General features: G+C 50.8%; 13 protein-coding genes. 2 read left to right on the forward strand and 11 right to left on the reverse strand.

Annotated elements, in window-relative coordinates:
* Positions 1–89: 89 nt before the first annotated feature.
* The 9 genes from LZ634_RS19825 to LZ634_RS19865 form a co-directional block, all read right to left on the reverse strand.
* Positions 90–2,105 (reverse strand): replication endonuclease, encoded by a 2,016-nt coding sequence (locus tag LZ634_RS19825; protein WP_234508284.1) that lies wholly within the window; start codon positions 2,103–2,105, stop codon positions 90–92.
* Complete coding sequence (locus tag LZ634_RS19830; RefSeq protein WP_234508287.1) at positions 2,102–2,905, reverse strand: DNA adenine methylase; 804 nt, start codon at positions 2,903–2,905, stop codon at positions 2,102–2,104. Before LZ634_RS19830 ends, LZ634_RS19825 begins: the two co-directional genes overlap by 4 nt.
* On the reverse strand, positions 2,895–3,224 hold the full coding sequence (locus LZ634_RS19835; RefSeq protein WP_234508289.1) for a DUF3850 domain-containing protein: 330 nt from the start codon (positions 3,222–3,224) through the stop codon (positions 2,895–2,897). The genes LZ634_RS19830 and LZ634_RS19835 overlap by 11 nt, the downstream gene beginning before the upstream one ends.
* The gene (locus LZ634_RS19840) at positions 3,215–3,448 is read right to left on the reverse strand and encodes a DUF2732 family protein (protein WP_414467752.1); all 234 of its coding nucleotides are present in this window, start codon (positions 3,446–3,448) and stop codon (positions 3,215–3,217) included. Before LZ634_RS19840 ends, LZ634_RS19835 begins: the two co-directional genes overlap by 10 nt.
* A gap of 66 nt (positions 3,449–3,514) precedes the next feature.
* The gene (locus LZ634_RS19845) at positions 3,515–3,916 is read right to left on the reverse strand and encodes a hypothetical protein (protein ID WP_234508291.1); all 402 of its coding nucleotides are present in this window, start codon (positions 3,914–3,916) and stop codon (positions 3,515–3,517) included.
* Complete coding sequence (locus LZ634_RS19850) at positions 3,913–4,353, reverse strand: hypothetical protein (protein ID WP_234508293.1); 441 nt, start codon at positions 4,351–4,353, stop codon at positions 3,913–3,915. The genes LZ634_RS19845 and LZ634_RS19850 overlap by 4 nt, the downstream gene beginning before the upstream one ends.
* Positions 4,353–4,562, reverse strand: coding sequence for a phage filamentation protein Fil family protein (locus LZ634_RS19855; RefSeq protein WP_234508310.1), 210 nt, complete (start codon positions 4,560–4,562; stop codon positions 4,353–4,355). Before LZ634_RS19855 ends, LZ634_RS19850 begins: the two co-directional genes overlap by 1 nt.
* 15 nt (positions 4,563–4,577) lie before the next feature.
* On the reverse strand, positions 4,578–5,081 hold the full coding sequence (locus LZ634_RS19860) for a phage regulatory CII family protein (protein ID WP_202217353.1): 504 nt from the start codon (positions 5,079–5,081) through the stop codon (positions 4,578–4,580).
* A 30-nt stretch (positions 5,082–5,111) separates the two neighbouring features.
* Positions 5,112–5,333 carry a helix-turn-helix domain-containing protein gene (locus tag LZ634_RS19865; RefSeq protein WP_234508296.1) on the reverse strand — a complete coding sequence of 74 codons (222 nt, stop codon included), beginning with the start codon at positions 5,331–5,333 and terminating at the stop codon, positions 5,112–5,114.
* 134 nt (positions 5,334–5,467) lie between these two features.
* Between LZ634_RS19865 and LZ634_RS19870 the strand changes: the two genes are divergently transcribed.
* The gene (locus tag LZ634_RS19870) at positions 5,468–6,055 is read left to right on the forward strand and encodes a phage repressor protein CI (protein WP_234508298.1); all 588 of its coding nucleotides are present in this window, start codon (positions 5,468–5,470) and stop codon (positions 6,053–6,055) included.
* A complete protein-coding gene (locus LZ634_RS19875) occupies positions 6,055–7,116 on the forward strand; it encodes a tyrosine-type recombinase/integrase (protein ID WP_234508300.1) in 1,062 nt (353 codons plus the stop codon). Before LZ634_RS19870 ends, LZ634_RS19875 begins: the two co-directional genes overlap by 1 nt.
* A gap of 216 nt (positions 7,117–7,332) precedes the next feature.
* Here the strand turns inward: LZ634_RS19875 and LZ634_RS19880 are convergent, their stop codons facing one another.
* Both LZ634_RS19880 and LZ634_RS19885 read right to left on the reverse strand, forming a co-directional pair.
* Entirely contained in the window at positions 7,333–7,632 is a 300-nt protein-coding gene (locus tag LZ634_RS19880) for a DUF1889 family protein (protein WP_234508301.1), read from the reverse strand.
* 202 nt (positions 7,633–7,834) lie between these two features.
* Positions 7,835–9,388, reverse strand: coding sequence for a peptide MFS transporter (locus LZ634_RS19885; RefSeq protein WP_234508303.1), 1,554 nt, complete (start codon positions 9,386–9,388; stop codon positions 7,835–7,837).
* Positions 9,389–9,620: the final 232 nt, after the last annotated feature.

Raw genomic sequence — 9,620 nt, forward strand, 5'->3', positions numbered from 1 at the left:
AAATACACAGTATACATTAAAGCACTAAATGTAAATTGAAACATCCACATTTACCGGGATAACTTTATACGGATCATATGATTATCAATTTACTGCCATCCCGGCCATTGTTCATGGATAACATCCCCTCTGCGCTCCTGCAGCTGCCCATTTCGATAAATCAGCGCCCCGCTGCCATAAATCAGCCCACCGCCGCGCATCAGAATGGCTATTTCATCATCAGAACCAACGTAACCCCGTTTATTCAGTTCCAGTTTTAACCGCCTGCGGGTTCCACCCTCCGTACAGTTATTGACAGAACTCCGAGGGTGATTAAGGTCAAGGTCAAAACCAGCCTCCGCTGGCGCTTCGGCCAACTTCGCAACCTTCTGCCACTTAACCAGGCGGGTGCAAACTTCGGAATCAGGAATAAGGGGAGAATAAACACCCTGTACGCGCTGGACGTCCTCCGCGTATTCGTTTCCCTGTTCGGTAATTTCATAAGCCAGGCGAACAACCAGATCACGACGGGCAACCAAAGCGCCGCCTTGTTCCCGCGTGTATGATGCCCAGCACCCGACATCTGCAGCAGCCAACACTGCATCCATTCGCTTATCCACCAGGCGTTGATCACGCAAGCGGCGCAACTCCCGCCAGACAGTGACCGGCGCACCGCCTATTTGCTGAAATTGACGAATACGCCAGCGGGATGCCCATGCCGTTACAGCTTTGGCCATATCACGCAGGCTTTCCCCGGTTTCATCATCCGTTTCGCCGTCTAGGGAGAATCCATCAATGTTTTTTGAAATATATTTAGCGATGTAGCCAGTGGCGGAACCTTTTTCCGGATCGATTGGCTCAACGTGAAAACGCGCCTTAAGCGCCTGGGGGGTTTGTAACTCTTCTGAATCAGTTACACGGGCGTGATAACAAAGAATATCACGCACTTCCGCCACATGTTCCGGGCGCATAAACAGCAGCATATGCCAGTGGGGAGTGCCATCATGGTGCGGCTCCACAACACGAAAACCAAAGACATGAATACCCGCACGGGAAATAGCAGCGCGGGCTTTTGCCCATACATTACATAAATAACGCTGGGTATCCTGTGGGCTTGCGCCATTCCACTGGCTAACAAAACCACCTTTGTTGTAAACCGCGTGATAACTTGATGGCGCGGTGATCGTATAGAACTCTCCGGCCAGCCCCTCTTCATTAGCCATATCTTCAAATCCTCTCATTCGTACCATTAATTCACAGCGACGGATCGCAGGGTTGGCAACGCTGCGGTGAACCATGCTATCCAGCGCAATGCGGTTGCCTTCATCATTCATCAGGTCAAACTTTTTGAAGAACTCCAGATTGCGTTTTTTCTGCTCTATCCACTCACCCAAAGTTTTGCGGGAAACATAGGCACTAGCCGCTTTCTGCACCTGGCCAACAGCAATGGCCATATGTTCCCGCTGCAGATCACGCGCCCTTTTAATGCGCACATACCACCATTCCGGCGACATCATGCGCAAAATGCCCGACTCAGCCTGGCGAACCGTCAAATTGTCAGCGACCAGGGCAGACCAATAAGGCACAGCAAAATTGATACTCAACACCAATTCACCCAGATGGATGTAAGCCTCACCGGTTCGGCGGGAAATTTCTTTATCGTCTTTGGCTTCACCAGGAAAGCGATCGGTGAACTCGTAAAGCGCTTTGGCCAGCCAGGTAGCTACCTGGCCAGCTAGTTTTTTCAAGTCGGCGCGATCCAGTGAAGGCAGGCGGGCAAGAGATTTACCAAAGGGGAGATCTGAAACATCTGCGGGCAGCTGATAGCGCGCCGCAACTTTGCGCAGGCGTGGCAATACGTTCCCGCCGATGGTCTTGCGCAGGAACGTATTGGCACGGCGACGCCCGTCACTGCCAGCCAATAGCTTTTCGTAACGATTGCCAAAATACCCGGCTAGCCAGTCGGGTATCTCGTGAAGGTATTGTGAACGCCAGGCGTAGTCCTGTGGGTTTTTCGCCCACAAGCGCCGCTCTGTGATAGTTGCATCTGCAGGCGTACCCGGCGCGAATGTGTCACGCCGCCAACTATCGACGGCATGGCTATTTTCATTAACGGCCAGCGTCATACGCCAGCCTTTAAAATAAGTTCAGCGGCAGTTTTCACGCTATCCGCGGCAGCGCCAACACTACGCGGCGCACTTATGCTTACAGCCTCAAAACCAGCATAGAGAGAACGCACAGTATCCAGATTACTGTTTGAAGCAATAACGCTAATTCCCTTCCCTGCCAGGCGGCGGAGTTTACGCGCTAAGCGACCTTGATCCATATGGTTAAAACCGCGCTCATGGTAGGCGGTAAAGTTCCCGGATTCGGTCAAATAAGGCGGATCGCAATAAACTACATCGAACCCATCCCTAACCATATCAAGCGTTTCGGAATAATTTGCGCATACGAAAGTGGCGCGTTTTGCCTTTTCAGCAAACGCTTTTATTTCATCCTCAGGAAAGTAAGGCTTTTTGTATCTGCCATAAGGCACATTGAAACGACCTGATTTGTTGTAGCGGCACAGGCCGTTAAAACCGTGGCGGTTCAGGAAAAGAAACAGTGCCGGCCGCCATTCCAGATCGGCGTCATGATTGAAAGAATCACGACTATCGTAATAGCCATCCTCAGTATTAAATGTTTCAAACAGGTGCTTTGCACGGTCAATCAAATCAAGCGGTGCAGCAGCTGCTGCACGATAAAACCCGATTAAATCCGGGTTAACGTCTGCAATAAGGTATTCGTCATAATTGGTATTCATCATGACAGAACAGGAACCGGCAAACGGCTCAATAAGGCGTTTACCTTCCGGCAGGTGCTGCTTTAGCTGCGGCATGATTCGGGCTTTGCTGCCAACCCACTTAAGCGGAGTTTTAACGGTCATATGCAACCCCGCTATTCAGCAGGTCAGCTACGCCGCCAGATACAACATAGGTCAACGCCTCAAGCGGTGACATTGTGCGGATAGACAGAACCACCCAGCCATCAGTACCCGCGATGACTTCATTTACCGGCAGAACATGGGTAATAGCTGCAGCCCACTCCCGGCCAGTAAATTTGCCGTGTTTCCACTCGCACAGCGAAAGAAGATCGCCCACTTTGTAGGCTCGGTCATTCTTACGCAGTTCGGCTTTCTTCTGGCCAGCGACAACTGCGCCAAAGTATTTAGGGGCGATTTTCACCTGGTGAACGATTACTGCCATGCTGCACCACCTTTACTACAGATAGCTGCAGCCTCTTCGCGGATAAGTTCAATAATTTCAGCGGCGCTCAAGCCCTCAACTGCAGCATGAGCGGCCAACTTATCCAGGCGGGTAGAACACAAATCCGCTGCAGCGGTTTTGCCGTCATTAACGGCTATTTTCAGCATCTCCTGAAAGTTCGCTGCTGAGGCTGAAACGGTTACATCTTTACGAATCTGAGCCATATCGGTTTCCTTAAGGCAAAAGAATCCCCGGCCACCGAAACGATGGCCAAAAATTCAGGCGGTTAATTAGTGAAGAAAGGCGGTTTTTGTTACGGCGGTGTAGTTCGGTGCCGGTATGTGGTGCAGCTCAAACGTATTGCGCCACCACTCCTGGATCAGCGCTTTAATTTCTCCCGCACCTAACCCGCCAGCTGCATAGAAGATCGCGCGGATACCTGCTATCGCTTCAATCTGCGCTTCTTTGCTTTCGGCCTCGCGATACACGCAGCACCAGAAGGCGGCGTTTATAGCAAGCCAGTGGCGCTGGTTAGTTAGATGTTCAGTGTCATTGAAGAAGAAAGAGTGCAGCCCAATGCGGCCATTCTTAACAATGCTTTTGCCTGCAAAGGCCATCGCATAATTGTGTGGTACGCCCCAGGCGGCCAGCTCCTGCCCCAACGTTTTACTATCAACTGAAATAACGCTCATTCCTGAACTCCCTGCTGTTTTGCCAACATGTTTTGTACTGCAGCCGGTGCAACAACCATTTGCACCGTCCCTGAAAAAATTGGATTGCCTTGCTTGCCCTGTTCCGGCCGTGCAGCTGTGCGACGGGAAAAATCGCTATCGCGCAGCGAACCGAACCCCTCAAACGTGGCGCGCGCGTGGGAAATACCCTGGCGCAGCTGAATCATCGCCCGATAGTCGAGGCGCTCGAACAGCTCCCGCCAGCTGCAGCGACTTAATGCCGCTTTGAACACATCCGAACCGGAGTTAACACCAGCGGCGTGAAGCACCACCCCGCGCCATTTTGGTGTTAACTTGTCCCACCAATCCGCTGCGGCGCTGCTGTTACTGAAATACTTGCGCTTAATACGCGCCAGCTGCGCCAGGTTCTTTTCCTGCTGTGTCTGGTTAACGGCCATTACGCCCCCCTTGCCAGAATCGTGACGACGGATGAAACAAAACGCAGGACACGGCCAGCCTTCTGCGGCTGGTGAGCATCGGTATTGAATTTATAGGTATGGCCAGGATTCCAGCGCTGCCCGTTCGGCAGCTCCAGCCAGCCAGTGGAACCGCTGGCCAACTGTGGCGGCGGTGACTGGCGCTTGAGGTAAGTAACAAACGGTTTAATGTTCATGGCGATCCCTCACATCAAGCCAGCTGCGCCGCTGGTCACAACATCGACAGCAGCGGCCAAAACTGGCGCGGATTGGAAACGGCTTTCGACGGCATACGCCAGCACGGAAAGGCTGCGAATAGCGTCACGGGCGCGATCAAGGATTTGGTTCTTACGTTCGGCGGTCATGCGCTCTTCTGATACCGCTTGCCCAGCAATCGCGCCAACGTTGGCGGTAGCTGTCAGCGCGCAATACTGCATGTTTTCGCCGGTGGCGTTATTTACCGGTACAGAAGGCAGGCAGTTGATTTGGCTCAACAGCCCATCGAGCAAGCGCGCATCTTCTGTAAAGTCGGTAATGGCCAGCAGCTCATCACAGGTAAGGCGGTGCGGCTGCAGTGGGTTCAGCTTATTGCGGAGCATCTGCGGGCGCATACCAACGGCAGCGGCCACATCTTCCAGATTGTGTTCCAGCGCGAACACTCGGCAAGCGGCATCAAAATGCGCATGTTTAGAGGTGAGATAATCAAACATTGTTAGTCTCTCCCTAATCCGTAAGACTGATTACGCATTAAGCGAAATATTGCATTCGCTTAATGCTTCGACGGTTAGAGCGGCCATATTGATTTCAACACGGCCTTTAGGCATATCGCCTTTTCCACGGATAGGTAAACGTCCATCGCGAATCATGTCACGGGCGGTACTTTCCGCAGTATTGGTCAACTTGCACCACTCTTTTAGTGGCAGATATGGGGTAGGGATGGTGATTGTAATGTTAGGACGCATAAGGCAAACTCCCGTATTCGGTTGAATGCAGCAACATTCAACAACATTCGATTTAAACTACAACACGGAGAGACTCTACTTCGACTTAATCGAGAAATCAACATGATTTCGACTTAATCGAGAGAGCTAGCGATATGAGCAAATTCCCTTTTGAGCAGATAGGGCACAGTAGTGAGGTGCTTGATCGAGTAGTAGAGGCTTACGGCTTCACATCAAAACTGCAGCTCGCCGAGCATTTCGATATGGCTTCAAGCAGCCTTTCCGCTAGATTTAAACGCGGCATTTTTCCCGCTGATATGGTTGTACGCTGTGTAGCTGAAACTGGCGCATCCCTTGAATGGCTATCTACTGGACAGGGAAAAAAATTCGATGATGACCAGTTAGACATAATGAAATTCCCACGCAAAAAACTAGTCGATGGGCAGCTTTATGAATCTGGCTATGCAATGTTTGATAAAGTCTTTTTTAGAGCTGGCTCGCCTCTTCCCGCCACACCATTCTGCGTTCTGGATGAAAAGGCGCAGTACATTCTTGATCAGGAATTTGCCGAGGTTTTTGATGGTGAGTGGCTGGTGAATATCGAAGGTAAAATCAGCATTAGGACTCTAACGCGAATCCCGGTAAGAAAGGTTCGCGTTAGCGGTGTAGGCATGGCTTTTGACTGCGGGCTGGAAGATATAGAAATTGTCGGGCGCGTTGTAATGACTATCGTGAACTCATAATGGGCATAAGAAAGCAGGCAGATGGTAAATGGCTGCTGGATTTTTACCCAGAAGGAAAACCTCAGGGAAAAGCCAGCAAACGCATCCGTAAGACGTTCTCCACCAAAGGTGAAGCGCTAGCTTATCAAAATCACATCATGGAAAACGTCCATGTAAAACCCTGGCTGGATGGAAAGGAAGATCGCCGTAAGTTACGCGACCTTGTAAACCAGTGGTTCGATGAACACGGGGTAACTCTGGACGATGGCGAAAAACGCAAAGGTGCGATGGAATTTGCCTGCGAAAGTATGGGCGATCCCCTGGCTCATGAATTTGATGCAACCATGTTTTCCCTATACCGAAAAAAACGCCTATCTGGTGAGATATCCCGAACGGCTCGCGTTAAGCAGGTTTCCCCCAGAACTATGAATTTAGAGCTGGCGTATTTTCGTGCAGTATTCAACGAATTGAAGCGACTAGGCCACTGGAAGCTAGACAACCCGTTAACCAATGTTCGGCCATTCAAATCAGAGGAAGCTGAACTGGCATACCTGGAACATGAAGAAATAACCAGGCTCTTGGCTGAATGCCTGAATAGCCGAAACGAAAGCGCTTATTGGGTAGCTTGCTTATGCCTTTTAACTGGTGCGCGATGGGATGAAGCTGAATCTGTAACAACTAAGCAAATCAAAAACCTGAAAGTCAGCTTTTTCAAGACAAAAGGCAACAGAAACAGAACGGTGCCAATCAGTCAGGATTTTTTTGAAGCACTACCAAAGCCGGAGAAACCCGGGCGCTACTTCAAATCATGTTATTCAGCATTTCGGAAAGCCGTCGAACGTGCCGATCTGAATTTACCGGATGGCCAACTTTCGCACGTTCTACGCCACACTTTTGCCAGCCATTTTATGATGAACGGTGGAAATATATTGGTGCTAAAAGACATTCTCGGGCATACCGATATAAAAATGACTATGCGTTATGCGCACTTTGCTCCCAGCCACTTACAGGAAGCGATCACGCTTAACCCACTGGGGCAAAATGTCCCTTTTCTGCCCCCTCAGAACTCAAACATCCAATAACATCCAATAACATCCGTTGCTTAAGCTTTTGTTTTAACTGTAAGTTATTGTTTTATAAAGGCGGGGCAGCGTTCTCATAATCGCTTGGTCGTTGGTTCAAACCCAACAGGGGCCACCAAATACAAAAAGGGCTGACGAGAAATCGTCAGCCCTTTTTGCTTGAATCAGATGATAACAAGCGCTCCCACGAGGCGGGTGAGAGCGACTTAAGCAGGGTTACACTAGCGAGCTCAGTTCCTCGCGCATGTAGTCAGAGAAGAATTCAGGGTGTTTAATCACAATACGCTCGCCGGATTCGACTCGCTCGGCCCAGTTGGCTACTTTATCCGTAAACCCGGCATTCCAGCCGTCATGCTGACCGCGTTCGGTCACATCGGTAGAACTCACCGGCGTCCCCAACTCTTTTAAATAGTTCAGAATTCCCTTCGCTGTACTTTCATCCATGGACTGTGGTACTGGCTCAGACGTGTTCATACCACCAATGAAATCCAATGCTTTATCAATGACTGCTGGCATATGCTTGTCCTTAAATTAACCACGTAGTAAACAAGTTTATACTATGGACTGAAACAGGCTGCCATTTCAAAGAAACCGCTCACGTTATTGCACTTTTTCGTGAGCTAAAACGGATTTTTGCCTCATTTTTTTTCGTGGTGACGCCATTCAGCACAAAAAAAAGCCAGCGCTACAGGCGCTGGCTTTCGTCATACAGGTGAGATTACGCGTTGGTGGCCGAATTTTGTCCAGCGCTGGATTTGGTGTTTTCCAGCATGCGGCGTACCGGCACAATCAGCACGCACAGTACGGCAGCACAAATCAGCAGCGCGATAGAACAACGGGCGAACAGGTCTGGCAGCATATCAAGCTGATCGGCCTTCACGTGACCACCAATCAGGCCCGCCGCCAGGTTGCCCAGCGCACTGGCGCAGAACCACAGTCCCATCATCTGGCCACGCATTCTTTCCGGCGCCAGCAGCGTCATGGTTGCCAGGCCAATTGGGCTTAAGCACAGCTCGCCGAGCGTCAGCATCAGAATACTGCCTACCAGCCACATTGGCGAAACACCAGCCCCGCCGTTACTCAGCACGTTCTGAGCCGCCAGCATCATCAGACCAAAGCCCGCCGCGGCGCACAGAATACCGATAACAAACTTGGTGATACTGCCTGGACGCACGTTTTTACGCGCCAGCGCAGGCCACGCCCAGCTAAATACTGGGGCCAGCAGGATGATAAACAGGGCGTTAATCGACTGGAACCATACCGCCGGGATCTCAAAATCACCGATCATACGGTTGGTGTAGTCGTTGGCGAACAAGTTAAACGACGTTGGTTTCTGTTCAAAGGCAGACCAGAAGAACGCTGCGGATACCAACAGGATGAAGCACACCAACAGGCGCGCACGCTCTTTGCGGCTAAGACCAGCAAAAGCGAACAGGTAGATAAAGTACAGTGCGACCGATGCAGCAATCACGTACACCAGCACGCTTGCTACCGCGACCGGGTTAATCACAATGACACCCTGCGCAATCAGCGTGATGATAACCGCAACGCCAACGGCCAGCGCCAGCAGCCATGCGCCTACACCGCGCTTCTTCGCCACCGGGTTATTCCAGGTCGAATCCAGCCCCACTTCGCTGTCATAGCGTTGCATCGCCGGTACAGCAAAGATGCGGAAGATAACCAGCGCCACCAGCATCCCGATACCGCCGATACCAAAGCCCCAGTGCCAGCCGTGCGATTTAATCAGCCAGCCGGAAATCAGCGGCGCGATAAACGATCCCATGTTGATACCCATATAAAACAGAGAGAAACCGCCATCACGACGGGCATCGCCCTTTTTATACAGCGTACCGACCATCACCGAGATACAGGTTTTAAATAACCCGGAACCCAGCACGATAAACATCAGGCCGATAAAGAACAGGTTGTCGCCCATAAAGGCAGACAGCGCGATAGCCAGGTGGCCCAGAGCTATCAGAATCGAACCGTACCATACGGCCTTTTGCTGGCCGAGCCAGTTATCAGCCAACCAGCCGCCCGGCAGAGCCGCCAGGTACATTGTCCCGGCAAAAATCCCGACAATCGCCGAAGCATTTTCACGCGCCAGTCCCATGCCGCCGTCATATACGGTCGCCGCCATAAACAGAATCAGTAATGGGCGAATACCGTAAAACGAGAATCGCTCCCACATTTCGGTAAAGAACAGCGACCCCAGCGGATAAGGGTGACCGAAAAAGGTTCGGCTTTCGTTTTTGTTAACAGAGGAATGCATAGTTTCTCCAGAGAAGGTGCGCCGCAACGCGTGTAAGTTGTGTAAGCGGACTAGCCATTTTTTAATTTTGTCGATGATTTACATCTAACGCGGTATTTTTTAACCATTTGATAACCATATTATGGTCATGTCTAGCCCGTCGCCCCATACTTTTAGACGAAAAGTCGATAAACATCTACTTTTACAGATTTTTTATTGGCATCAAAGCAAAGGTGATTGACATCATCACCAG

The sequence above is a fragment of the Kluyvera intermedia genome (assembly GCF_021440345.1).
GTDB lineage: Bacteria > Pseudomonadota > Gammaproteobacteria > Enterobacterales > Enterobacteriaceae > Kluyvera > Kluyvera intermedia_A.

What these genes read in the sequence shown, in the direction of transcription:
- LZ634_RS19885 (WP_234508303.1), bottom strand. Translation starts at nt 9,388, where the DNA reads ATGCATTCCTCTGTTAACAAAAACGAAAGCCGAACCTTTTTCGGTCAC.
- LZ634_RS19840 (WP_414467752.1), bottom strand. Translation starts at nt 3,448, where the DNA reads ATGGCTCAGATTCGTAAAGATGTAACCGTTTCAGCCTCAGCAGCGAAC.
- LZ634_RS19870 (WP_234508298.1), top strand. Translation starts at nt 5,468, where the DNA reads ATGAGCAAATTCCCTTTTGAGCAGATAGGGCACAGTAGTGAGGTGCTT.
- LZ634_RS19875 (WP_234508300.1), top strand. Translation starts at nt 6,055, where the DNA reads ATGGGCATAAGAAAGCAGGCAGATGGTAAATGGCTGCTGGATTTTTAC.
- LZ634_RS19880 (WP_234508301.1), bottom strand. Translation starts at nt 7,632, where the DNA reads ATGCCAGCAGTCATTGATAAAGCATTGGATTTCATTGGTGGTATGAAC.
- LZ634_RS19865 (WP_234508296.1), bottom strand. Translation starts at nt 5,333, where the DNA reads ATGCGTCCTAACATTACAATCACCATCCCTACCCCATATCTGCCACTA.
- LZ634_RS19835 (WP_234508289.1), bottom strand. Translation starts at nt 3,224, where the DNA reads ATGGCAGTAATCGTTCACCAGGTGAAAATCGCCCCTAAATACTTTGGC.
- LZ634_RS19830 (WP_234508287.1), bottom strand. Translation starts at nt 2,905, where the DNA reads ATGACCGTTAAAACTCCGCTTAAGTGGGTTGGCAGCAAAGCCCGAATC.
- LZ634_RS19825 (WP_234508284.1), bottom strand. Translation starts at nt 2,105, where the DNA reads ATGACGCTGGCCGTTAATGAAAATAGCCATGCCGTCGATAGTTGGCGG.
- LZ634_RS19860 (WP_202217353.1), bottom strand. Translation starts at nt 5,081, where the DNA reads ATGTTTGATTATCTCACCTCTAAACATGCGCATTTTGATGCCGCTTGC.
- LZ634_RS19845 (WP_234508291.1), bottom strand. Translation starts at nt 3,916, where the DNA reads ATGAGCGTTATTTCAGTTGATAGTAAAACGTTGGGGCAGGAGCTGGCC.
- LZ634_RS19850 (WP_234508293.1), bottom strand. Translation starts at nt 4,353, where the DNA reads ATGGCCGTTAACCAGACACAGCAGGAAAAGAACCTGGCGCAGCTGGCG.